The sequence below is a fragment of the Actinomadura sp. WMMA1423 genome, from assembly GCF_006547145.1.
In the GTDB taxonomy this organism is placed as follows: Bacteria; Actinomycetota; Actinomycetes; order Streptosporangiales; family Streptosporangiaceae; genus Spirillospora.
This window is the reverse complement of the sequence record NZ_CP041244.1, coordinates 1,562,889-1,585,690: the sequence shown is the minus strand read 5'-3', so window position 1 is coordinate 1,585,690 and position 22,802 is coordinate 1,562,889. Positions and strand designations below refer to the sequence as shown.

The following is a 22,802-nucleotide window of genomic DNA, read 5'->3' as shown; positions in this document are numbered from 1 at the left end:
GTGGGCGGGATACGCCGCGGCCGGATGTGCCGCACTGTACGGAGCGGCACTTCTGGCAGGTTCGCTCGCGGGACGCCTCTCGGTGGTCGGCGTGCCCCGTTCAGCCCTGCCCGCGGCCGCCGTGCTGCTGGTCGGGGCGGTGTTCGCTGCCGCCACCGTCCGTCCGTGGGGGCGGTCGCTTCCGGTCCGGGCCGTCTCCGGCGGCGTGTGGGCCGTGGCCTCGGCGAGCCTGGCGGGCAGTTGCTTCGTGCTGCTGAACCTGATCGAGCTGGTGCTCACGGGCACCGTCCGCGGCCGTGACGGGAACAGCGACTGGTCGGGCTTCGCCGAACGGCTGTGCTTCGCCGCGGTCGGCGCCCTCTTCGCGGCCTCGGCGGTGTCGTGGCGCCGCCGGACGGCCCTGTCCTGCGTCCGCTGCGGACAGGTGCACACCCGGCGGACGGGGGGCCTGGTGCGTCCGGCGCCCCAGGCCGCGCCGCGCGGGGTGCGCTGGACCGCCTACGCCGGCTGCGCGGCCTTCGTGCCCTATTTCACCCTGCACGCCCTGGGCACGCTCGGCGGCTACGCCGAGGTCAAGAAGCACTACACCGACGAGCCGAACCCTTACATGCTGCTGGTCCTGCTGCTGCTCATCGGCCTTGCGGACTTTCTCCTGCTGGGCCTGGTCCGTCCCTGGGGCATGGTGTTCCCGCGCTGGGTGCCGTTGCCGGCGGGCAGGCGGGTGCCGAGGTTCCTCCCGCTGGTGCCGGTCTGGTTGATCGCCCCGACGCTGGCCCTGTACGGCGCGGGAGGCATGATCCTGGGGATCCTCCTCGACACCGGGGCCGTCGGCTCGGACCCCCATTGGCCGTCGCTCGGCGAGGCGGCCTCGCTGGCCTTCGGGGGATACGGCTGGGCCCTGGCCATCGCCGCCGTGTCATACCAGCTCCGCACCCGCCCCCGCTGCGCCGTCCCCCTGGCGGCTCGGCGCGATCCCTGAACACGGGACGGCTCGCGAGCGGGGGCCGGAGGCCGGACCGCCGCCCTCGTTGAAAGTGGCGATTTCGTCAAGTCCTTGACCGCGCCGCTGAAATGGAGCGCTAGGCAATCCCGAGGAACGGCCCATTTCTCGCCATCTGGTTCCGGTCTCACGGGATGCCATGCGTTCCGGTAAAGAATGATCTCGCATTGTGTCGCGAGAGCGGCAATGCGGGCCTCTCCTCGTGGGCGTGTGCTCAGATGAGGCGGAAGAAGGATCGCTTCGGACCTGCGCGGGGGGAGCAGACGGCATGAGGCATCGGGGAGCTTGGATCACGGCGGCGGTCGGTGCCGTCGCCGTCGCCGCGTCGTTCGGTCACGCTTCGGCGGCGGGCGGGCGTCCCGGATCGGTGCTGGTCGAGGAATCGTTCACCAGGGCCTCCGCTGACCAGCGTTTCGTCGGTTACGGGGCGGCCTGCCTGACGGGCGCGCGGCGCGGAAAGGCCCCGGCGGAGGCCGCGAACCATCCGCTCGGGGGCTGCCGCCGGGATCCGGCCGGACCCGTGCCGCCGGGCGGTGCGGCGCCGCGCGGGTACCTCCAGCTCACCGACGCCCACCCCGAGGTGACCGGCGCCGCGCTGTTCGACGCGCCGATCCCGGCGGAGGACGGCATCGAGGTGACCTTCGAGCAGTGGCAGTACGGCAACACCACGCGGGCGCCGGCGGACGGGATCTCGTTCTTCCTGACCGACGGCGCCCGGCGCCTGGCCACACCGGGCGCGTTCGGCGGAAGCCTCGGTTATGCCCAGAAACGGCCGGGAGGCCGGGCGGGCGCGCGATTCGTGCCCGGAGTTGACGGCGGATATCTCGGTATCGGACTCGACGTGCTCGGGGAGTACTTCGGCGACGGAGAAGGGCGCGGGAACGGCTGTGCCCGCCGTTCTCCCGCCGGGACGGCCTTCCGCCCGCCCGCTCCCGGCCCCAACATCGTGAGCGCGCGCGGGCCCGGGAACGGGATCCGCGGATACTGCCTGCTCGCGGCGTCCACCAAGAACACGACGCGGAGCGGCCCCTGGCGGTCGTCCCTTCCGGGACGGCTCCACGGTGATCTGACGAAGATGCCCGCCGGGGTCGCGCCGGACCGGGCCCAGAGACTGCTGGAACCGGTGAAGCGGATCGTCCGTGTGGCCGTGTCGCCCGGACCGGACCCGGTCGCGACGGTGGACATCGACTTCCGGGACGGCGGCGGTTTCAAGCGCGTGCTGAGGTTCGCCGCGCCGCGTCCCGTCCCGGACACCGTCAAGTTCGGCTTCGCGGCGTCCACGGGACCGCTGACCGACGTGCAGCTCGTCCGCCGGGTCGTCGTGCGCTCCCTGCGGGGCTGACCGGCCCACGAGCGCCGGACGGTCGCCGGGCCGGCGGCTCAGACGAAGGCCGCGACGCCCTCGTACTCGCCTTGGACGGCTCGGCCCGCGGCCTCGTATTCGAGCAGCAGCAGGCCCTTCGACGTCGCTTCGTGGTGGACGAGCCGCAGCCCGGCCGGGGCGCCCGCGGCGTTCATGAGGCGCCTGCCGGTCCGCAGGACGGCGGGCGCCACGACGAGGCGGAGCGTGTCGACCAGGCCGGCCGACAGCAGCGCGTCTCCCAGCCGGGCGCTGCCGTGCACCTGCAGTTCGCGCCCCGGCCGCGCCTTGAGGTCGGCGACGGTCTCGACCGGATCGCCCGCGAGCACCGTGACGGGCTCCCAGGTCCCCTCGGTGAGGGTGCCGGACACGACGTACTTCGGCAGCGTGTTCATCCGTTCGGCGAACGGGTCCGCCGGGTCGGTGATCTTCGGCCAGTCGCGCGCGAACGCCTCGTAGGTGCGCCGGCCGAGGAGCAGGCCGTCGGCGAGGCCGAGCCACTCGGAGGCGCGCCGGACGAACGCCTCGTCCAGGTGGGGCACGAGCCATCCGCCGCGGGCGAAGCCGCCGGTGGTGTCCTCGTCCGGCGAGCCGGGACCCTGGCTGACCCCGTCGAGCGTGACGAACTGCGTCAGAGCGATCTTCATCGTGCGGTCGTCCCCTCGGTGAACGCGGCCAGCTGGGCGGCGACCGTGCCCCACCCGTCGACGAGGCCGAGCTTCTCGTGGTGGGCGCGGGCCTCCGGATCGCCGTGCCGGACGACGATCCGGTAGTCCGTGCCGTCCGGATGGTCGTCCAGCGTGATCGCGGCGGTCATCGGGACCGGCGCGGGGTGCGCGGGGCGCCATGTGCTGTCGATCGCGTTGGTGAAGACGATCCGGCGGGCCTCCTCGACGTCGAGGAAGCACGCGTCCATGTGCGGGACGAACGTGCGCCCGTCCTCGCTCAACCGCGTGACGAACGCTCCGCCGGGCCGCGTCTCCAAGCGGTCCACGGCGCAGCGGGCCGGCGCCGGGACCCACCACTGCTCCAGCCGGGACGGGTCCGTCCAGGCGCGCCAGACCGCCGCGCGCGGGGCGCGGATGATCCGCTCCAGGCCGAGGTCGAGTTCGGGATTCATCGGTTCTCCTTGTCGGGGTCGGTGACGAACCGGTCGAGGCGGTCGGTGCGCCCCTCCCAGATCCGTCGCTGCTCGGCGAGCCAGTCGTCGACGAGGGCGAGCCGCTCGCGGTTGAGCGCGCAGGTGCGCACCCGTCCGGACTTGGCGGTGCGGATGAGCCCGCTCGATTCGAGGGTCCGGACGTGCTTCATGAACGAGGGGAGGGTCATGGGGAACTCGCGGGCGAGATCGCCGACGCTCGTGGGCCCGCGGCCGAGGCGCCGGACTACGGCGCGCCGGGTCGGGTCGGCGAGGGCGACGAACACGCCGTCCAGTTCCGCCGAATACTGTGCCATGCAGCTAAGTATTACCGCCCCGCGATGGTTAGCGCAAGGGCTAAGTGTCGAGGGGTGCGCGCGCCACCCATCGAGGCCGCCGCAGTCGCGGGCCGGCCGGTCAGCGGGGGGTGGGCAGGTGGAGGGCGATGGCCACCACGACCGGGGCGGGCGGCGAGGCCGCGGCCCCGGCCGACGCGCCCCGCCCGGTGGGCGCGGCATGCGCGAACAACGCCGTGGCGGCGGCCAGCAGGGCCGCGCACGCCCATTCACGCGGGGTCAGGCGCTCGCGCAGGACGGGGACCGCCAGCACGAGGAGGACCATCAGCCCGGCCAGGAACATCGGCCGGGCCTGGAAGAGCGACAGGCCGTGCAGGGCGGCGGCCTGGACGGCGGCGCCGGCGCCGATCACGAGGGCTCCGGCGAGCCACGTCCGGCTGCCCGCCAGGGCCCGGACGAGGCGCCAGGGCCGGGCGCCGCGCAGGGCGGGCATGGACGCGGCGGCCGGCTTGCACCAGGTGAGCTCGCAGAAGTAGATGCCGGTGGACAGGGCGGCGAGGGCCTGGAAACCGATGTGCATGGCACGACCTCCCGTGGCCGCCCGCGGCCCTGGCCGGTCGGCGCGCTCGGCCGGGCCGCGGGCGGCGGCTCACTGCGGGATCACTCGGGTCACTGCGGGATCACTCGGGTCACCGCGGGATCACTCGGGTCACGGCTTGGCCGGGTCGTAAAGGTCGAAGAAGTTGGCCTCGCCGCGGTCGAAGCGGCGGTCGTCGTCGTCGAAGAAGCCCTTGAACTCGTTCGGCTGGTAGAGCTTGAACAGCTTGGCCGGGGTGCCGCCGGCGCCGGAGGCGTCCAGGATGGCGTTGGCGGCCTTGCGTCCGGCCTCGTTGGCGCCCTCCATCGTGGCCAGGTTGATGTCGGCGCGGACGTAGTCGGAGGCCAGGAACAGGTTGGGCACGGCGGTGGCGGCCTCGGGCCGGTGGTTCCAGGAGCTGGGCCTGTTGATGAGCAGGGGCTCGTCGTTGGCGACCTGCGGGGTCCCGTTGCCGGTGATGGCCGGGTCGATGAAGTAGGAGTGGATGTTGGCGTCGTTGAGGATGATCCCGTTCCAGGGGAGCGCCCTGCGGATCTGCGCGACGACCTCCTTGAAGATCTGCTCGGAGGTGCAGTCCTTGGCCGCCTTGCCGTAGAGGATGCCGGGCTTGTCCCAGGCGGACAGGTCGATCGACAGGCACTCGTTGACCTGGCCGTTGCCGTAGGTGGTGCCGAACTTCTCCTTCCAGAACTGGGCCTGGCTGATGGAGGTCAGCGCCCACGGCTGCCCGGCGTAGGCGACGTGCCCCTTGGCCAGGTCGATCGGCTGGCGCAGGTAGATCATGATCCCGTTCATCCAGTCGGTCGTCAGCTCGCGCAGCGACCTCAGGCTCGGGTCCACGGCCAGGATCTGGTCGTTGAGCAGCGGCACGGCGCGCTCGACCGGCACCGCCAGCACGTAGTAGTCGGCGTCGACCGCGCTGGTGCCGGAGGCGCCGGTGACCTGCGCGCCGCTGATCTTCTTGTCCTGCACGTCGAGCCGCGTCAGGGTGGCGTCGGACTGGAAGGTCACTCCGAGGGACTCGAGGTAGGCGACCCACGGGTCGATGAGCGCCTCGTTGGTCGGGGCGTCGAGCAGCCGGTCGGGCGCCTTGTAGCCGCCCAGGCCGAGGGTGCTGTAGACCCACGCCTCGGCCATCAGGCCCATGGTGTGGGCGTTGGCCTTGTCGGGCTTGGCCGCCACGAGGGTGCCGGTGAACATCTCCACCAGCAGTTCGTTGTAGGCCTTGGACATCTTCTCGGCGTGCACGAACTGGGAGAAGCTCATGTTCTCCCACTGCTGGTAGCGGCGCTTCGGCCCGCTGGTGACGAACGCGATCATCTTCTGGAGGAAGTAGCCGACCTCCAGCACCGGGACGGCTCCGGCCACGTTGAGCGCGGTCTGCAGGAAGGCCAGCAGCGAGTCCGGGCTGAGCGTGCCGATGATGCTGCCCCGGGCCGGGAGGGTGAACTTGGTGCCCTTGTAGAACGCGGCGACCTGGTCGCCCGCGACCAGGTTGTCGAAGGCCTTGCCGCCGCCCGGCAGCGGGATCCGGGACATGGTGTCGGGGAGGTTCTGGTAGAAGCCGGGGAAGAACCGGAACCCGTGCTCGGCGGGCAGGTCCTGGCGCCCTCCGCTCCCGGTGCCGGGGACGGGCATGCTGCGGCACTTGCCGCCCCAGGCCTTGCGCTCGTAGACGGTCACCTGGAAGCCGCGCTCGGCCAGCTCGTGAGCGGTCGACAGGCCGCCCATCCCGCCGCCGAAGATCGCCACGCGGCGCCCGGCGGCCGCGCGGGGCGCCCGCGGGGCGCGGCGGGCGGCGGCGGGTACGGCGGCCTGCGCGGTCCCGGAGCCGAGGGCCCCGGCCGCCGCGACCGCTCCGGCTGCCGCGATCGCTCCGGTCACGAACCGGCGGCGGTCCAGCCCGCCGCCGGCGCCCGGCTGCTCGCCCGGGCCCGGCTCGCTCCGAGACGACGGGGTCTGCGATGGAGTCCTGTCCTCCACGGCGCACTCCTTGGGGGGTGGTTGCTAACCGACACTCATGTCGGTTGCGGATGGCCCCTCACTATGAGCACGCCGCCGCGCGCCGTCAAGACCCTCCCGCGATCTCGCCCCGGGGGAGCGCGGCGCCGCCGCGCCGGGTCACCGGGGCCTGCCGAGGCCGTTCCACAGCAGCCTCGCCACGCCTTCGACCAGCAGGGACCTCGGCATGTCGGGGGTGCGCTCCCACCACTGCGCCACTCCGTCCAGGCCGGTGATGATGAGCTCCACCATCGCCTCGGCGATCGGCTCGCGGGGGTCGACGCCCATCGCCCGCATATCGTCGGTGAGCAGGGCGGTCACCGCCCTTGCCCGGGACTCCCGGATGCCCTGGCGGACGATGCGGATCTCGGGGTCGTCCTCGTTCGCGTGGTCGAACAGGAGCCTGCGCCCGGCGGAGCGTGTTTCGGTGAAACTGAAATAGGCATCGATGGTCGACCGCATCCGCTCCTCCGCCGGGCCGCTCGCGGTGATGCGGGCGCCGACGTGACTCATCAGCGCCGCGTTCTGCTCCTGCATGACCGTCAGCAGCAGCCCGCGCTTCGAGGGGAAGTGGTCGTACACCACCGTCCGGGCCACTCCGGCGTGCGCGGCGATCTCGCTCAGCGACGTGCCGTGGTAGCCCTTGCCGGCGAAGAGCTCCAGTGCCGCGGCGGTGATGAGCGCCCGCCGCGCCGGCCCCCGCATCCGCGTCCTGGGCGGATTTTTCGCCATCGTCTTGACTCCCCTCGTCCGGTGCGGCCACCCTAACCGACATGAGTGTCGGAAAAATGCGAGCCGCGGACGGAGGCCGGGGGCCCCGGCGCGGAGGGGGGACCCGCGCCGGGCGCCGCAGGATCTCGATCGCCGTCGTCGGAAGCGGGTTCAGCGGGATCGGCCTGGCCATCGCCCTGAAGCGGGCCGGCTTCGAGGACATCACGATCTTCGACAGGGCCGACGGGCCGGGCGGCGTCTGGCGCGACAACACCTATCCCGGCGCCGCCTGCGACGCGCCCTCCCACCTGTACTCCTACTCCTTCGAGCCCAAGCCCGACTGGGCGCGCCGGTTCGCCGAGCAGCCCGAGATCCTCGCCTACCTGCGCCACTGCGCCGAGAAGTACGGCCTGACCCCGCACTTCCGGTTCCGCACCACGGTCACCGACGCCCACCTCCACGCCGCGACCGAACGCTGGCGGCTGCACACCAGCGACGGCGAGGTCCACGAGTACGACCTCTTCGTCGCCGCGTGCGGGCAGCTGTCCAACCCGGCCGTCCCCCGGCTGCCCGGGCAGGACCGCTTCGGCGGGACGATGTTCCACTCCTCCCGCTGGGACCACGACCACGCACTGCAGGGCAGGCGCATCGCGGTGGTGGGCAACGGCGCCAGCGCGATCCAGTTCGTCCCGCTCATCGCCCCCGCCGCCGAGCATCTGACGATCTTCCAGCTCGAGGTCCACTGGATCAGCCGCAAGCCCGACCGCCTCTACCCGCGCCGGCGGCACGTCCTCAACCGCCGCCTGCCCGCGGTGCAGCGTCTCTCGCGGCTGGGGATCTTCCTGTGGTTCGAGGCCGTCCTCAACCCCGCGCTGATCTCCCCGCGCGGCCGCCGCGTCCTGTCGCTGCCCGTCCGCCTGCTGTGCCGGTACGCGCTCCGGTCGGTCCGCGACCCGGGGCTGCGGCGGCGCCTCACACCCCGCTACGAGCCCGGCTGCAAGCGCATCCTCACCTCGAGCGAGTACTACCCGACGCTCAACCGCCCCGACGTCGCCGTGGTGGACAGCCCCATCACCGAGATCACCCGCCACGGCGCCCGGACCGCCGACGGCGACCACCACACCTTCGACACCCTCATCTGGGCCACCGGATTCCGCTCCCAGGACTTCGTCGCGCCCATGCGCGTCTTCGGCGCCCACGGACAGGAGCTCAACGCCGCCTGGAAGGACGGCGCCCGCGCCTACCTCGGCCTCGCCGTCACCGGCTTCCCCAACTTCTTCCTCATGTACGGGCCGAACACCAACGTCGGGTCCGGCTCCATCGTCCACATGCTCGAAAGCCAGGCGGCCTACATCGTCCAGGCGGCCCGCCTCCTCGCGGGCGGCGTGACCTCGATGGACGTCCGCGCCGACGTCCTCGACCGCTTCGACGCCGCAGCCCAGGACCGGCTGTCCACCTCCGTCTGGAACCAGGGCGGCTGCGACAGCTGGTACCTGGACTCCGAGCACCGCAACACCAACAACTGGCCGGGCTCCATGACGGGCTACCGCCGCCGCACCCGCCGCCTCGACCCCGCCGACTACCACCTCGCCCACTGACGGAAGGGGACCGCCATGGCCGGCCTCGGCGCCAGCGAGATGCTCATCATCCTGGCCGTCGTCATGCTGCTCTTCGGTTCGGCGAAACTCCCGCAACTGGCCCGCTCGCTCGGCCGCTCGGCACGCATCCTCAGGACCGAGACCCAGGGCCTGCACGACGACGAGCCCGCCGACCGCCCGCCCGAAGCCGACCCGCGGCCCCCGGCGGGGCGGCAGGGCGCCCTTCCGCCCGCGCGGCCGCCGCGTCCGAGCTCCCCGCCCGCCGAGCACCGCGAGACCGGACCGGCGCGCTAGCAGCCGGAGCCGCCGCCCGACCGCCACCTGGAGATCCGGATGTCAATGCTGAACAGCGGAACGGCCGCCCGGCCGGCCGCCGACCGGCATCCCCACGACTACTACTACCGGGAGGGCATGCCGCTGCGGCCCCCGCCCGAGACCGCGGCGGTCTCGCCGCTCTGGCTGACCAGGCCCCACATCGAGCAGTTCTCGCCCTGGATCCCGGTGCGGGCCGCTCCCGTCCAGACGCCGCTGACCCGGCTGTTCGACGACCACCGCTGGCAGGGCGACGAGCTGATGGACGCCGTCGTCCTCGCCTTCACCAGGACCGGGACGGCGCGGGGCCGGGAGATGTTCGACCGGGCGCTCGACCACGGCATCGACGCGGTGGAGGGCGCGCCGCCCGCGCTCGTCGACCTGTTCCACCACCTGGACGAGCCTCCGGAATGGTTCGACGCCGACCGCTGGGAGAGGGGGCGGCGGCTGTGGATCAACGCGTCCCTCTCCGGAAAGCTCACCATGATGCTGAGCGACGCCATGGGCACCTTCGTCGGCGCCGAGGTGTCGTCGGCGACCGGTCAGACCCGCAGGTTCCTCGCCGACTTCCGCAGGCGCGAACTGGAGACCGTCACCTGGTTCTACAACGTGACACGTCCGGGCGGCGCCGACCGGCACTCCGCGGTCTTCAAGAGCATCGTCCGGGTCAGGCTGATGCACGCCCAGGCGCGCCTCGCACTGCGCCGGATCTGGGGGGACGAACACTTCGCCCGGCACGGCAACCCCATCTCCAACGCCATGACCATGGGCGCGGCGGTCACCTTCGGGCTGCTCCCGCCGCTGTTCGACCACGCCCGCGGCCGGCGGATCGCCCGCGCCGACCTCGACAGCGTCATGCTGTACTGGGCCTGCATCGCCCACCTGATGGGCGTCGCGGACGAGCTCGTCCCGCGCGACGCCGCCGACGGCCTGCGGATGGCCCACCACATGATCCTCACGGCGGGCGGCCCGACGGAATGGACCGACATCACGGTCAGGGCCGCCTGCGACCACGTCCTCAGCAGGAACCCGGTGCTGCGGCGCCTTCAGGTCCAGGCCTCGGCTCCCGTGGTGGGTCTGGTCTCGGCCCTCACAGGCGAACCGCTCGTCCGGGCCCTGCTCCGCGCCTCTCCGCTCGCGACCCTCCGCCTCCAGCCCTGGCAGGGCATCGCCCAGCGCCTCGTCCACCTCAACGTGGCCGTGCGCAGGGCGGGTGACCGGCTGCCCAACGCCGAACGCAGGCTGGAGGCGCGAGCCCGCGGCGGGGACGCCTGGCAGCGGAGGGGAGTCGCCATGGTCTCCAAGCTCGCCGCCCGGTCCGGAGTCTCCGGCACGCCCTACGACCACCACGACACCAGCGTGGGGTGAGCGGCTATTCGCCCAGCCCGGTCCAGAGCAGCCGCATCGCGCCTTCGACCAGCATGGACCTCGGCATGTCGGGGTTGCGCTCCCACCACTGCGCCACCCCGTCCAGGCCCGAGATGATCAGTTCGACCATGGCCTCGGCGATGGGCTCCCCGGGCTCGACCCCCACCGTGCGGACGTCGTCGGCCAGCAGCGCCGTCACCGCGCGGGTCCGCGACTCGCGGATGCCGCGCCGGACGATCTGGACCTCCGGATCGTCCTCGCCGGTGCGGTCGAACAGCAGGCGCCGGGCGTCGGGACGGCTCTGGGCGAAGCTGAAGTAGGCCTCGATCGTGGAGCGCATCCGGTCCTCGGCGGTGCCGGACGACCTGATGCGGGCCCCGACGTACTCGATCAGGGCCGAGTTCTCCTCCTGCATCACCGCCAGGAGCAGCACGCGCTTCGAGGGGAAGTGGTCGTACAGGACCGTCCGCGCCACCCCGGCGGCCGCCGCGATCTCGCCGAGGGACGCGCCGTGGTACCCCTTCCCGGCGAAGACCTTCACCGCCGCCGCCGTGATCAGCGCCCTGCGGGCCGGCGCCCGCAACCGCGGTTTGGGAGCGGCGTCGGCCATCGTTCCTCCGTCGGACGGTGAACCACCATTATGGTCCCTTCACGCCCCGGGCCGCCCGCCCGCGGGCGGGGGAGGACCGCCCGGGCGTCGTTCGCGCCGAACCGGGCAGGCGGACCATGTCGAGAACGCACCGGCCGCTCCGACCGACCCGTGAGGGGCCCGCCGCAGCACGCGGCGATGCCCACCTGGTTCGAAGGAGAACGCGATGTCACGCAACATCGAGACCGTCAACGCCTACCTGGACGGCTTCCGCAAGAACGATCACGAGCAGATCCTGTCCTGCCTCACCGACGACATCGAGTGGACCGTCTTCGGCGCCTTCCACCTGACCGGCAAGGAGGCCTACGACAAGGCCATCGACGGCCCGCCCGAACTCCTCGACCCTCCCCGCCTGGAGGTCGTGCGGATGGTCGAGCAGGGCGACGTCGTCATGGCGGAGCTCACCGGGACGGTGGAGCGCGCCGCGGGCGGCGAACTGCGCTTGTCGATGGCGGAGGTCTTCGTCATGCGCGACGGCAGGATCGCCGAACGCCGCGCCTGGGTCGTCGAACTGAAGGAGAACGACCACCGCTGACCGGCCGGGGCCCGTCGCGGTTCGCGGCCCGGCGATGAGTTCTCGCCGGGCCGCGAGTCCAAGCTGCGTGTGTGATGGCGGAGCCTGGGAGCGGCAGTGAAGGATGATGTGTGGGCGATGGTGCACGCGGAGCGTGCGGCGCTGATCGAGGACCTCTCGCGTCTCGATGACGAGCAGTGGGACGAACCGTCTCTCTGCGACGGGTGGACGGTGCACGACGTGGTGGCCCATCTCGTCGACACGGCCCGCACGACGCGCCTCGGTTTCGCCGTCCGCCTCGCTCGGGCCCGGTTCGACTTCGACAGGCAGAACGCGCACGGCGTGCAGCGGGAGCGGGGCGCCGGCCCGCGGGAGACCCTGGAGCGGCTGCGCCGGGTGGCGTCGCGGAGGTCGACGCCGCCGGCGCCGCTCGACAGCAGGCTCGTCGAAGAGGTCGTCCACGGTGAGGACATCCGCCGGCCCCTGGGGCTCATCCATTCCTATCCGCAGGAGGCCGTCGTCAGGTCGCTGCTTCTTCAGGCGCGGACACCGGCGGCTTTCGGCGGAGCCAAGGAGTCGACGGCCCGGATCCGGCTGACGGCGACGGACGCCGGGCTGTCCATCGGCGACGGCCCGGAAGTGAGCGGGACCGCGCTCTCGCTCCTGCTCGCCATCTCCGGGCGGAAGGCGGCCCTGGACGAGTTCGCCGGATCGGGAGTCTCCGCCCTGGCGACGGCCGCCTGACGCCCCGCATCCCGGATATGCGCCGTGACGGTCAGTCCAGGGCTTCGACGAAGCGCTGCGCCTCTCCGCGGTGCATGCCGGTCTCGGCGCAGACGACCGCGATGGCCGACTCGTGGTCGCCGGCGGCCTTGAAGGCCCGTACCCGGTCCGACAGCAGCGGCCTTTCGGTGTGCGGCTCCGCGGGAACCCAGCCCTCCTGGACGGCGGTGACGTAGTCTTTCGCCGCCCTCATCCCGAGAGAGGTCTCCCGGTGGACGAGCTTCGCCGCGTCCTTCCCTCTCCCCTCGGCGAGCAGCGCGCGCGCCTTCGCCTGGACGTCGAACGGCACCGTCCTCGCGTACGCCTCGCCCTTCAGGCCGTCGACGTATTCCTTGGCCTCCTTGAGCCCGAGCCCGGTGGCCTGCCGGATCAGCTTGATGGCGGGAATCATGTCCCCGTCGGCGACCAGGGCGATCGCCCTCTCCCTGGCCTCGGGAATGACGTACGGGACGGACTTCACTCGACCACTCCTCCATAGGCGGTCGGACGATTCTCTTACAGCGGGTCACAAGGGTGAAAGCAGGCGGAGCGATTCGCGATCCGCGCGCTGCTCAGAAGGCCGATGGCCGCGGCCGATGCCCGCGGATCGCTACGCTGTCCTCAGAGCGGGCACCGGAGACCGGCGGTCTCCCGGGGCCGAACGGCGCGAACGCGGAACGGCGGGTGGGACGGCTGAGGCGGTCGACGGAGCGCTCATCGCACCGGCGCGTCCTCCGATGGGCGTTCGGCCTGTGCGTGCTTCTCGGCCTGCTGGCGATGCACGGCTTCCAGGCCGCGTCGAACCCGACCGAGATGAGCGGGGTTCCGCTGGTGTCCATGGCCGCCGGCCATGCCGCCCCGGACGGCACAGGGATGGCGGGGCACCGCCCGCCTCCCGGCGACGGGACGGGCGACCATCGCTCCGGTCACCGCTCCGACCATCCCGGCGGCCAGGTCTGCCTGGCCGTGCTGACCCTGCTCGTGCTCCTCGCGGCCGCCCTCGCGCTTTGCCTGCGCGCCTCCCCGGCCGTGGCCGCGCCGAGGCGAACGCGTGTCCGGGTCCTGCTGGTGGGGCGGCCGCCGCCGAGACCGTCCCTGCACCGGTTGAGCGTGCTGAGGCTGTAGGAGGCCCTCGGCGGTGCCCCCCGCGGGCGCCGCCGACGATCGCCGATCACAGACCTCGACACGGAAGGCACACCACGATGAAGCGAGCGTTCGCGCTCGTGACCGCCCCGGCCCTGGCGATCGCCCTGGCCGCGTGCGGTGACGGCAAGGAGTCCCACGGGACGACGGGTCACTCGGCGTCCGCGAGCCCGTCGTCCGCGCAGGCGGGCCCGCACAACGACCAGGACGTCATGTTCGCGCAGATGATGATCCCGCATCACCGGCAGGCGGTCGAGATGGCCGACCTGGCCGCCGCCCGGGCCTCGTCCGCGGAGGTGAGGTCCCTGGCCGCCCAGATCAAGAGGGCGCAGGCGCCGGAGATCGAGCAGCTCGGCGGCTGGCTGAAAGGCTGGGGCGCCTCGGTCCCGGCGCCCGGGACGACCGGCATGGGGGGCATGCACCATGGCGGCACCAGCGGCATGATGAGCGAGCGGGACATGAAGGAGCTGGCGGCGGCCAAGGGCCGGGCGTTCGACCGGGCGTTCCTCGAGATGATGATCGAGCATCACGAGGGCGCGGTGGCGATGGCCAGGACCGAGGAGTCCGCCGGACGGTCCCCGGAGGCGAGGCGGATGGCCGGGAGCATCGTCTCCTCGCAGACCGCCGAGATCGCCGGGATGCGGGCCCTGCTGAAGCGGTAGCGGCCGCCCGGCCCGAGGGCGGGCGGGGCGCCGCCCCCGCCCGCTCCGCCGGACGCCCCGCGCCCCCGGTCGGGCACGCGAGCGGTCAGCTCTTGCGGCCGATGCCCCCGTACATGTGGACATGGGCGTCCGGCACCTCGGACGCCGCCCGGTCGGGGTGCCACTGGTTCACGAGCACGATGCCCGGGTCGAGGATCTCCAGGCCGCGGAAGAAGCGCTCGACCTCGGGCTTGGTGCGCGCCACCAGCGGGATGCCGTTGGCGTTGTAGGCGGCCACGCCCGCGGCCACCTCTTCCGGGGCGCTCTCGGCGGTGCAGGTCGACAGTGCCAGCATGCTGCCCGGGGCCAGGGGTTCCAGCAGGCGGTCGATGATCCGCTGGACCTCCGCGTCGTCGGGGATGAAATGCACGATCGCGATCAGGCTGAGTGCGACGGGCAGGCTCAGGTCGAGGGTCTCGCGCAGGTGGCCGGAGCCCAGGATCGCGTCGGGGTCCAGGAAGTCGGCGTCCAGGTAGGTGGTCCTGCCCTCCGGAGTGCTCGTGAGCAGGGCGCGGGCGTGCACCAGGACGATCGGGTCGTTGTCCACGTAGACGACCCGCGACTCAGGCGCGACCTCCTGGGCGACCTCGTGCAGGTTGGGAGAGGTGGGCAGCCCGGTCCCGATGTCCAGGAACTGCCGGACGCCGAACTCGCCGGCCAGGTGCCGGGTCATCCGCGCCATGAAGTTCCTGTTGGCGCGCATGGACTTCGGGAGGTTGGGCCAGTCGGCGACGATGTTCCCCGCGGCCGCCCGGTCAGCGGGGTAGTTGTCCTTGCCGCCGAGGATGTAGTCGTAGACCCGAGCGGAATGCGGGATCTCGGTGTTCAGTTCCACCTGGTCTTCGGTCACGTCTGCCCCTCGGATCGTCCGCCTGCCGCCCAAGATCACTCTAGATGGCGCACCGGCCCCCTTCGCAGGGATTCGGCCGCACCGGGGGCCGTTTCCGCGCGCGGGGCGATGCCGGGCGTGCTGTCATGCGGGGCGCCCGGTGGCAGGGCTCCGGCCACGCCCAGCCCGAGCCGCTGAACATCTCGGTCGCGGCCGCGATGAGAGCCGCCGCAGGAGCCTCTTTCAGATCCGTCCGAAAAGACACGTGATGCTTTGGGAAGCCTTAGGTGCAAAGCGGCCAGAGAACGCGGTAATTGAGCGAGAAACAATCTCTGTCTTCGATGATCCAGCCGTCTCGCCCCGGACGCGCCCCTTGATATCGGATCGGCCGAATTTTGTGGAATGTTATGGAGAATGGACCGTGTTCCGTCGAGTCCGGGCGCGGCACACATGTCCTTCCTGCCAGCTCACGAGGATGATTGCGGACGCTCTGATCGATGGTCCTCGACCGCCGCGTGACCGGCGAACCGCGTTCGGTCGGCGGTGCTCCTAGCTCGGGCATACGGAGTAATCGACTCAAATCAAACGCCCTTTTAGGGGTCGGCGGCGGCTTTGCGGCGCACTCGGGTCAGTTTCGGAAGATCTGCGTTTTCGCCTCTTCAAACAATCTACCTGCGTCCAGTAATTGATCGTCAATTCCTGGCTATAAGAAGAGTGTCCGCCCGGCCCCTGGAAGCGGGAAGGCGGCGCCCCCGACCCGCGGCGGCCGATCGGCCGCCTCCAGCAGCCGAGCAGGGCGACCGGAGCCAGGCCGGCCAGGAAGGACGCGACCTTCGATGATCCCCACCCTCACCCCCGGCGCCCTCGACCCGCGCTCCGCCGCCGGCCCGATCCTGACCAGAAGGCGGGGCGAGGCGACGTGACCGCTCTCGAAGCCGTCAAGGTCGGTGCCTGCGACGTCGTGCCGAACCACCGGTTCGGCGGCACCGTCCGGGTGCTCCTGTCGCCCGGCACGGCCCGGACGACGGCGGGCTTCATGGCGCTCCTCGAGCTGGAGCCGGGCGAACGTGTCAGCGAGCACTACCACCCGTACACCGATGAGCACGTCTACGTCTCCTCCGGGCGGCTCACCGTCGCCGTCAACGACGCCGAGCAGACCGTGGACGCCCGGGAGTCGCTGCTGATCCGGAGGGGCGCCCGGCACCGGTACGAGAACCGCGGCGAGCGGACGGTGACGGCCGTGCTGTTCCTCGGGCCGCTGGCACCGAGTCCGGAGATGGGGCATGTGGAGACCGCGGAGCCGCCCGGCGACGGGCCGCCGCCGTCGGTGGACGCGCAGCCGTCGCGAATCGCGGAGCCGCCGGGGGAGACGGTGCCGTCCGCCGCCAGCGCGCGGGAGCCGGCATGAGCGCGTGCTCGGCCCGCCCCGTCGCGATCACCGGGATCGGGGTCCTGACACCGGGCGCTCCGGGCACGGACGGCTTCTGGCAGACCGTCACGGGCGGCAAGCCCGCCTTCCGCACCATCACCGCGTTCGATCCGGGGCCGTACCGCTCCCAGGTGGCGGCGGAGATCGACTTCGACGCCGGCAGGCACGGGCTGACGCCCCGGCAGCGGCGCCGGATGGACCGCGCCGCGCAGTTCGCCGTCGTCACCGCGCGCGAGGCCCTGGGGGCCTGCGGGCTCGGCCCCGGTGACCTCGACCCGGCCCGCACCGCCGTGGTCGTCGGCAGCGCGGTCGGCTGCACCGTCTCGCTCGAACGCGAGTACAGCGTGGTCAGCGACAGCGGCCGCCTCCCCGTGGTGGACCCGTCGTACGGGTCGCCGCACCTGCCCGACTACCTCGTCCCGTCGTCCCTGGTCCGGGAGGTGGCCTGGGACGTCGGCGCGGAGGGGCCCGCCTGCATGGTGTCGACCGGATGCACCTCCGGGCTGGACGCCGTCGCGCACGGGGTGGAGCTCATCCGCGAGCGCGCCGCGGACGTGGTGCTGGCGGGGGCGTGCGAGGCCCCCATCTCCCCGATCACCGTGGCCTGCTTCGACGCGATCCGGGCGACCTCCCCCGACAACGACGACCCCGAGCGCGCCTGCCGCCCCTTCGACGCGACCCGGGCGGGGTTCGTGCTCGGCGAGGGCGCGGCGATGCTGGTGCTGGAGGACCCCGAAGCGGCCCGCGCGCGGGGGGCGCACGTCCACGCGGAGATCCGCGGCTTCGCGTCCCGCTGCAACGCCTACCACATGACCGGGCTGCGGCCCGACGGGGCGGAGATGGCGGCGGCGATCAGGGCCGCGCTGGACGAGGCGGGCGTCCCGCCCGGCGGCGTCGACTACGTCAACGCGCACGGGTCGGGGACCAGGCAGAACGACAGGCACGAGACGGCCGCCTTCAAGCTCGGGCTCGGCGCGGAGCACGCCCACCGGGTGCCGGTCAGCTCCATCAAGTCGGTGGTGGGCCACTCCCTCGGCGCGATCGGCGCGATCGAGGCGGCGGCGTGCGCGCTGGCGATCGAGCACGACCTGGTCCCGCCCACCGCGAACCTGCGGCATCGCGATCCCGAATGCGACCTGGACTACGTCCCGCTGACGGCGCGGGAGCAGCGGGTCGACACGGTGCTCACGGTCGGCAGCGGGTTCGGCGGCTTCCAGAGCGCGATGGTGCTCAGCGCCCCCGGACGGTGGCCGGGATGACCGGGGCCTCGGGGCCCGCGGACGCGGCGGTCGTCACCGGGCTCGGCGTGGTGTCGCCGAGCGGCCTCGGCACCGAGCGGCACTGGGCCGCGACGCTCGCCGGACGCGTCGCGCTCGGCCCCATCACCCGGTTCGACCCGGGCGGGTACCCGCTGCGGCTGTCCGGCGAGGTCCCCGGTTTCGTCCCGGGCGACCACCTGCCCGGGCGGCTGCTGCCGCAGACCGACCGCCTCACCCAGCTGGCCCTGACCGCCGCCGACTGGGCGCTCGCCGACTCGGGGCTGTCTCCGTCCGCGGAGGACTCGATGCGCTACGGCGTCGTGCTGTCCAACTCGGCGGGCGGGTTCGAGTTCGGCGAGAACGAGCTCCGCAAGCTGTGGTCGACGGGGCCGAAGAAGGTCAGCGCGTACCAGTCGTACGCCTGGTTCTACGCGGTCAACACCGGCCAGGTCTCCATCCGGCACGGGCTGCGCGGCCCGTGCGGCGTCCTGGTCAGCGGCCAGGCCGGGGCGCTGGACGCGATCGGGCAGGCCGGACGCGTACTGCGCAAGGGAGCCCACGGAGTCCTGACCGGCGGGTTCGAGGCCCCGCTGTGCTCCTACGCGATGACCGCGATGGCGGCCGGGCGCGGCGCGCCGGCCGCTCCGCACCTGTCCGCGGGCGCGGACCCGGCGACCGCCTACCGGCCGTTCGCCGCCGACGCCTCCGGGCATGTGATCGCCGAGGGCGGAGCGGTCATCGTCGTGGAGCGCGAGGACCGCGCCCGCGCCCGCGGGGCCCGCCACCGCTACGGGCGGATCGCCGGATACGCCGCGACGATGGACCCGCCCCCCGGATCGGGGCGCCCGGCGACGCTGCGCAAGGCCGCGGCGCTCGCGCTCGCCGACGCGGGCCTGGCCCCGGAGCGCGTCGACGTCGTCTTCGCGGACGCGGCGGGCAGCCCGGCGCGCGACCGCGTCGAGGCCGAGGCGCTCACCGGCCTGTTCGGCGCCGGCGGCGTGCCGGTGACGGCGCCCAAGGCGATGACCGGGCGGATGGCGGCGGGCGGCGCCGCCGTCGACGTCGCGACCTGCCTGCTGGCCATGCGCGACGGGCTGATCCCGCCGACCGCCGACGTCCGGCCCGACCCGTCCTACGGGCTCGACCTGGTCACCGGGCGGCCGCGGCCCGCCCGCATCGAGCACGCGCTGATCCTCGCGCGCGGCGAGGGCGGGTTCAACAGCGCCCTCGTCCTGGCCGCCTGCCCGCCCGTGGACCCCTCCGCGGGCGGGCAGGCCGCCGGGGCAGGCGATCGCCGCGCGTCCCGTGCCCCTTCCGGAACCGAGCACTGGAGCTGAGATGGCCCCTGACGGCCCGATATCCCTGACCGACCTGGTGAGCGTGCTGCGCGACTGCGCGGGCGAGACCGACGGCGTCGACCTCGGCGGCGACATCGCCGACCGGGCGTTCACCGACCTCGGCTACGACTCCGTCGCGCTGATGGAGGTCTCCGCGCGGCTGGCCGAGCGCTTCGGCCTGGAACTCGACGAGGACGCGGCGTTCGACCTGGGGACCCCGGCGGAGATGCTGCGCCGCCTCAACCGCGCCGCGGCCGCCGAGGGGGAGGTGCTGTGACCGCGTGCACCGACAACCACATCCTGGTGGACGCCCCCATGGACCTCGTGTGGGAGCACACCAACGACGTGGCGGGGTGGCCGCAGCTGTTCACCGAGTACTCCGCCGCGGAGATCCTCGAACGGGACGGCGCCTCGGTGACGTTCCGGCTCACCACCCACCCGGACGAGCAGGGCAGGGTCTGGTCGTGGGTGTCGCGGCGCACCCCCGACCCGCGGACGCGCACCGTCCGCGCCCACCGGCTGGAGACGGGGCCGTTCGCGTTCATGAACATCCGCTGGGAGTACCGCCAGCAGGCGGCGGGCGTGCTGATGCGGTGGACGCAGGAGTTCGCGATGAAGCCGGACTCGCCGATCAGCGAGGACGCGATGCGCGACCGCATCAACCGCGGCACCGTCGAGCAGATGGCGCACATCAAGGCGGTCCTGGAGGGCCGTGCCCGCGCCGGCGCGAACGGCGCGGGCACGGGCGGCGGGTCCGGCGGGAGCGGGCCCGGCGACCTGCACGCGCAGCGCCTGCTCTACCTGACGTGCGGGATGCGGCTGGCCGCGGTGGTGAGCACGCTGGCGGAGCTGGGGGTCGCGGATCTGATCGCCTCCGGGCCGCGTACGGTCGCCGACCTGGCCGCGGCGACCGGCACCCGGCCGGACGCGCTCTACCGGCTGCTGCGCTGCGCCGCCTCCGTGGGGATCATGGCGGAGGAGCCGGACGGGCGGTTCGCCGGCACCCCGCTGGCCGACGGGCTGCGCGCCGACGACCCCCGCAGCCTGCTGCCGCTGGTCCTGCACAGTTCCCGGTCGTTCGTGACCGAGCCGTTCGGGGCGCTGGCGCACAGCGTCCGCACCGGCGAGCCCGCGACGGTCCCCACGCTGGGCTCCGACATCTGGCGCTATTTCGAGGACAACCCCGAGGACGGCGCGCACTTCGACCGCACCATGACCACGCTCGGCCGCTGGGAGACCGACCGGCACCTGGACGTCGTCGCGCCCGAGCGGTTCGGCCGGATCGCCGACCTCGGCGGCGGGCGGGGCCACTTCCTCGCGGCGGCGCTGCGGCGGGCGCCGGACGCGACGGGCGTGCTGTTCGAACGGCCGGCCGTGGTCAAGGCCGCGGCGGAGGTGCTCGAGGCGCAGGGGGTCGCCGAGCGCGTCGAGAAGGTCGCCGGCGACCTGTTCACCGACCGGCTGCCGGACGACTGCGACGCGTACGTGCTCAAGGCCGTCCTGCACAACTGGCCGGACGAGCGGGCCGCCGAGCTGCTGACCGCCGTGCGCGAGGCCATCGGAGACCGCCGCGAGGCGCGGCTGTTCATCGTCGAGCACGTGGTGGCGGAGGGGAACGGGTGGGACCACGCCAAGTTCCTCGACCTCGACATGCTCGTGCTGTTCGGAGGGCGGGAGCGGCGGCTGGGGGAGTGGCGGCGGCTGCTGGCGGGGTGCGGGTTCGGCCTGGCCGGCCGTCCGGCCGAGGGTCCCTGGACCGTTCTGGAATGCCGCCCGGAGGAGGCCGCCTGACCGGCCGTCCCGCGCCCTCGCCGACGACTCGGCGCCACCGGCCGGCGCCCGCCGGTCCCCGATGCCAAGGAGGACGAGCATGCTCCCGTACGCCCCGGCCCCGACCCACCGCGCGCTCATGGTCCGGAAGATCGCGCCCGGTGCCCGGGACGCCGTGGCGGCGGCGTTCCGCGAGCACGACCGGACCGACCTGCCGCGCCGTATCGGCGTCACGCGCCGTACCCTGCTGACCTACCACGACCTGTACATCCACCTGGTGGAAGGCGACGCGTCGTTCGAGGACGCGCTCTACGCCGCCGCCGGCGACCCGCTGTTCCGCGAGATCGACGCCAGGCTCGCGACGCTGCTCGTCCCGTACGACGAGGAGTGTCCGTCGATGCGCCAGGCAAGGGCCGAGGAGTTCTACCACTGGTCCGACGACCGGCCCCGCGCCACGTACCGGCTGCTGCTGGAGATCCGCGTGGACGAGGCGCGCGGCGCCGAGTTCGAGCGGACCTGGCCCCGGGTCTCGGCCGCCGCCGAACGGCACCCCGGGTTCGTTTCGCAGTCGCTCTCGCGCGACCTCGCGGACCCCGGCGCCTACCACCTGGTCAGCGACTGGATCGACGAGACGGCCCACAGGAGCTTCATCGAGTCGCCCGGGCACCGGGCGGTCGTCGCCGTGTTCCGCGACCTGGACGCCACCGTCCGCGCGACCCGCACGCACATCCACTGCGGCCCCGGCAGCCCGTCCGAAGACCGGACCACCGAGGCGACGGCCGGGGGGCGGCAGGAGCGATGACCCCCGCGACACCGCCGCCGATCAGTGAGGTCCGCACGCCCGGACCGGTCGCGCGCGTGCGGATGCCGACGGGCGACATCGGGTACGTGGTGACCCGGGCGGCCGAGGCGCAGCACGTGCTGTCCGACCCGGCGTTCAGCAGCGCCGCGTCGTTCCTCCCCCGCACGGCCGCCGACCCGGGCGACGACCCGGTCGGCGCCGGCAGGGTCCTGTTCGACATGGACCCGCCCGAGCACACCCGGCTCCGGCGGGTGGTCGCCCGGGCGTTCACCCGGCGCCGCGTCGAGTCCATGCGGGAGGGCATCGCGACCGCCGTCGACGGGCTCCTGGACGAGATGGCCGCGGGCGGGCCGCCGGCCGACCTGGTCCAGGCGCTGTGCGCGCCGCTGCCGCTCACCGACATCTGCGAGCTGCTCGGCGTCCCGCTGGAGGACCGCGCGCCCTTCCGCGCCTGGGCCGAGACGATCGTGGCGGTGCGGGGCCGCACCCAGCAGGAGATCGACCGGGTGCGCGCGGAGATCTACGGCTACATGGTCGGGCTCGTCGCGGCCAGACGCGCCGAGCCCGCTGACGACCTGCTCAGCGAGATGGTGTCGGCGCGCGACCGGGAGGAGCGGATCACCGAGCGGGAGCTGGTCGGCCTCGCGGTCACCCTGCTGATCGCCGGGCACGGGCCCACGATGAACCAGCTCGGCCGATGCCTGCACGCCCTGCTGGCCGACCCGGGGATGTACGCCGCGCTCCGGCGCGACCCAGGGCTGGTGGAGCCGGCGGTCGAGGAGCTGCTGCGGACGGTGCCGTCGGTGCCGGTCCCCACCCCGCGCCTCGCCCTCCGGGACGTGGAGGTGGGCGGTGTGGCGATCCCGGCGGGGAGCGTGGTCGCGGTGTCGGCGGTCGCGGCCAACCGCGATCCCGCCGTGTTCACCGACCCGGAGGTGACGGACCTCGGGCGCCCCGACAACAGGCACCTGACCTTCGGTCACGGCCCGCACTTCTGCATCGGATCCCACCTCGCCCGGACCGAGATGCGGGCGGCCCTCGGCGCCCTGGCGCGGCGCTTCCCCGATCTGCGCCTGGCCGTCGCTCCGGCTGCGGTGGAGTGGCGGGCGGACTCGCTCTTCCACGGCCCCCTGGAACTGCCCGTGACCTGGTGAGGAGATCGCGCCCGCGCCGGAAACGGCGCGGGCGCGAGGAGCCCGCCTCCGCGACGGGGGCGGCGCGGAGG

At 73.2% G+C, this 22,802-nt stretch carries 25 protein-coding genes; 16 read left to right on the top strand and 9 right to left on the bottom strand.

Translation table 11 applies throughout. The features are described from left to right. Positions 1 to 91 precede the first annotated feature (91 nt). Together FKD65_RS07305 and FKD65_RS07300 are read left to right on the top strand one after the other, a co-directional pair. Positions 92 to 979: a hypothetical protein gene (locus tag FKD65_RS07305; RefSeq protein ID WP_141576748.1), complete on the top strand. Its 888-nt coding sequence runs from the start codon at positions 92 to 94 to the stop codon at positions 977 to 979. A 289-nt stretch (positions 980 to 1,268) separates the two neighbouring features. Beyond that, positions 1,269 to 2,342: a hypothetical protein gene (locus tag FKD65_RS07300; RefSeq protein WP_141576747.1), complete on the top strand. Its 1,074-nt coding sequence runs from the start codon at positions 1,269 to 1,271 to the stop codon at positions 2,340 to 2,342. A 38-nt stretch (positions 2,343 to 2,380) separates the two neighbouring features. On the opposite strand, the gene FKD65_RS07295 is transcribed toward FKD65_RS07300, so the two are convergent. The 6 genes from FKD65_RS07295 to FKD65_RS07270 all read right to left on the bottom strand — a co-directional run bounded on the left by FKD65_RS07295 (position 2,381) and on the right by FKD65_RS07270 (position 7,125). Beyond that, a complete protein-coding gene (locus FKD65_RS07295) occupies positions 2,381 to 3,007 on the bottom strand; it encodes a dihydrofolate reductase family protein (RefSeq protein ID WP_141576746.1) in 627 nt (208 codons plus the stop codon). Further along, a complete protein-coding gene (locus FKD65_RS07290) occupies positions 3,004 to 3,480 on the bottom strand; it encodes an SRPBCC domain-containing protein (protein ID WP_141576745.1) in 477 nt (158 codons plus the stop codon). The genes FKD65_RS07295 and FKD65_RS07290 overlap by 4 nt, the downstream gene beginning before the upstream one ends. Continuing rightward, the gene (locus FKD65_RS07285; RefSeq protein ID WP_141576744.1) at positions 3,477 to 3,815 is read right to left on the bottom strand and encodes a helix-turn-helix transcriptional regulator; all 339 of its coding nucleotides are present in this window, start codon (positions 3,813 to 3,815) and stop codon (positions 3,477 to 3,479) included. The genes FKD65_RS07290 and FKD65_RS07285 overlap by 4 nt, the downstream gene beginning before the upstream one ends. 100 nt (positions 3,816 to 3,915) lie before the next feature. Next, entirely contained in the window at positions 3,916 to 4,374 is a 459-nt protein-coding gene (locus FKD65_RS07280) for a hypothetical protein (RefSeq protein WP_141576743.1), read from the bottom strand. Between the two features lie 129 nt (positions 4,375 to 4,503). After that, the gene (locus FKD65_RS07275) at positions 4,504 to 6,375 is read right to left on the bottom strand and encodes an FAD-dependent oxidoreductase (RefSeq protein ID WP_141576742.1); all 1,872 of its coding nucleotides are present in this window, start codon (positions 6,373 to 6,375) and stop codon (positions 4,504 to 4,506) included. 138 nt (positions 6,376 to 6,513) lie between these two features. Beyond that, a complete protein-coding gene (locus tag FKD65_RS07270) occupies positions 6,514 to 7,125 on the bottom strand; it encodes a TetR/AcrR family transcriptional regulator (RefSeq protein ID WP_240810009.1) in 612 nt (203 codons plus the stop codon). Between the two features lie 41 nt (positions 7,126 to 7,166). On the opposite strand from FKD65_RS07270, the gene FKD65_RS07265 reads away from it, so the two are divergent. Genes FKD65_RS07265 through FKD65_RS07255 form a run of 3 tightly spaced genes read left to right on the top strand, consistent with a single transcriptional unit; the run spans position 7,167 to position 10,382 of the window. Further along, positions 7,167 to 8,702, top strand: a complete 1,536-nt coding sequence (locus tag FKD65_RS07265) for an NAD(P)/FAD-dependent oxidoreductase (RefSeq protein WP_240810008.1) — start codon at positions 7,167 to 7,169, stop codon at positions 8,700 to 8,702. 15 nt (positions 8,703 to 8,717) lie between these two features. Continuing rightward, positions 8,718 to 8,996 (top strand): twin-arginine translocase TatA/TatE family subunit, encoded by a 279-nt coding sequence (locus FKD65_RS46210; protein ID WP_141576741.1) that lies wholly within the window; start codon positions 8,718 to 8,720, stop codon positions 8,994 to 8,996. Between the two features lie 39 nt (positions 8,997 to 9,035). After that, the gene (locus FKD65_RS07255) at positions 9,036 to 10,382 is read left to right on the top strand and encodes an oxygenase MpaB family protein (protein ID WP_205718584.1); all 1,347 of its coding nucleotides are present in this window, start codon (positions 9,036 to 9,038) and stop codon (positions 10,380 to 10,382) included. A 4-nt stretch (positions 10,383 to 10,386) separates the two neighbouring features. Here the strand turns inward: FKD65_RS07255 and FKD65_RS07250 are convergent, their stop codons facing one another. Beyond that, entirely contained in the window at positions 10,387 to 10,992 is a 606-nt protein-coding gene (locus FKD65_RS07250) for a TetR/AcrR family transcriptional regulator (RefSeq protein WP_141576740.1), read from the bottom strand. A gap of 205 nt (positions 10,993 to 11,197) precedes the next feature. Here FKD65_RS07250 and FKD65_RS07245 point away from each other — a divergent pair, with 205 nt between their 5' ends. Both FKD65_RS07245 and FKD65_RS07240 read left to right on the top strand, forming a co-directional pair. Beyond that, on the top strand, positions 11,198 to 11,566 hold the full coding sequence (locus FKD65_RS07245) for a nuclear transport factor 2 family protein (RefSeq protein WP_141576739.1): 369 nt from the start codon (positions 11,198 to 11,200) through the stop codon (positions 11,564 to 11,566). Between the two features lie 96 nt (positions 11,567 to 11,662). Then, a complete protein-coding gene (locus FKD65_RS07240) occupies positions 11,663 to 12,289 on the top strand; it encodes a maleylpyruvate isomerase family mycothiol-dependent enzyme (RefSeq protein ID WP_205718583.1) in 627 nt (208 codons plus the stop codon). Positions 12,290 to 12,320: 31 nt separating this feature from the next. Here FKD65_RS07240 and FKD65_RS07235 read toward each other — a convergent pair whose 3' ends face one another. Continuing rightward, the gene (locus tag FKD65_RS07235) at positions 12,321 to 12,788 is read right to left on the bottom strand and encodes a ribosomal protein L7/L12 (protein WP_205718582.1); all 468 of its coding nucleotides are present in this window, start codon (positions 12,786 to 12,788) and stop codon (positions 12,321 to 12,323) included. Positions 12,789 to 12,991: 203 nt separating this feature from the next. On the opposite strand from FKD65_RS07235, the gene FKD65_RS07230 reads away from it, so the two are divergent. Beyond that, positions 12,992 to 13,432, top strand: coding sequence for a DUF6153 family protein (locus FKD65_RS07230; protein WP_141576738.1), 441 nt, complete (start codon positions 12,992 to 12,994; stop codon positions 13,430 to 13,432). Between the two features lie 77 nt (positions 13,433 to 13,509). Further along, on the top strand, positions 13,510 to 14,112 hold the full coding sequence (locus FKD65_RS07225) for a DUF305 domain-containing protein (RefSeq protein ID WP_141576737.1): 603 nt from the start codon (positions 13,510 to 13,512) through the stop codon (positions 14,110 to 14,112). An 85-nt stretch (positions 14,113 to 14,197) separates the two neighbouring features. On the opposite strand, the gene FKD65_RS07220 is transcribed toward FKD65_RS07225, so the two are convergent. Then, complete coding sequence (locus tag FKD65_RS07220) at positions 14,198 to 15,001, bottom strand: SAM-dependent methyltransferase (RefSeq protein WP_240810007.1); 804 nt, start codon at positions 14,999 to 15,001, stop codon at positions 14,198 to 14,200. An 898-nt stretch (positions 15,002 to 15,899) separates the two neighbouring features. On the opposite strand from FKD65_RS07220, the gene FKD65_RS07215 reads away from it, so the two are divergent. From FKD65_RS07215 to FKD65_RS07185, 7 genes are all read left to right on the top strand, one after another. After that, positions 15,900 to 16,388: a cupin domain-containing protein gene (locus FKD65_RS07215; protein WP_205718581.1), complete on the top strand. Its 489-nt coding sequence runs from the start codon at positions 15,900 to 15,902 to the stop codon at positions 16,386 to 16,388. Beyond that, positions 16,385 to 17,668, top strand: a complete 1,284-nt coding sequence (locus tag FKD65_RS07210; protein WP_141576736.1) for a beta-ketoacyl synthase — start codon at positions 16,385 to 16,387, stop codon at positions 17,666 to 17,668. The genes FKD65_RS07215 and FKD65_RS07210 overlap by 4 nt, the downstream gene beginning before the upstream one ends. Continuing rightward, the gene (locus FKD65_RS07205) at positions 17,665 to 19,005 is read left to right on the top strand and encodes a beta-ketoacyl synthase N-terminal-like domain-containing protein (RefSeq protein WP_141576735.1); all 1,341 of its coding nucleotides are present in this window, start codon (positions 17,665 to 17,667) and stop codon (positions 19,003 to 19,005) included. Before FKD65_RS07210 ends, FKD65_RS07205 begins: the two co-directional genes overlap by 4 nt. 1 nt (position 19,006) lies before the next feature. Continuing rightward, positions 19,007 to 19,282 carry an acyl carrier protein gene (locus FKD65_RS07200; RefSeq protein ID WP_141576734.1) on the top strand — a complete coding sequence of 92 codons (276 nt, stop codon included), beginning with the start codon at positions 19,007 to 19,009 and terminating at the stop codon, positions 19,280 to 19,282. Further along, entirely contained in the window at positions 19,279 to 20,796 is a 1,518-nt protein-coding gene (locus FKD65_RS46565) for a methyltransferase (protein WP_205718580.1), read from the top strand. Before FKD65_RS07200 ends, FKD65_RS46565 begins: the two co-directional genes overlap by 4 nt. A gap of 79 nt (positions 20,797 to 20,875) precedes the next feature. Beyond that, positions 20,876 to 21,577: a TcmI family type II polyketide cyclase gene (locus FKD65_RS07190; protein ID WP_168220974.1), complete on the top strand. Its 702-nt coding sequence runs from the start codon at positions 20,876 to 20,878 to the stop codon at positions 21,575 to 21,577. Further along, a complete protein-coding gene (locus FKD65_RS07185; RefSeq protein ID WP_141576732.1) occupies positions 21,574 to 22,731 on the top strand; it encodes a cytochrome P450 in 1,158 nt (385 codons plus the stop codon). Before FKD65_RS07190 ends, FKD65_RS07185 begins: the two co-directional genes overlap by 4 nt. The last annotated feature ends 71 nt before the right edge of the window (positions 22,732 to 22,802 follow it).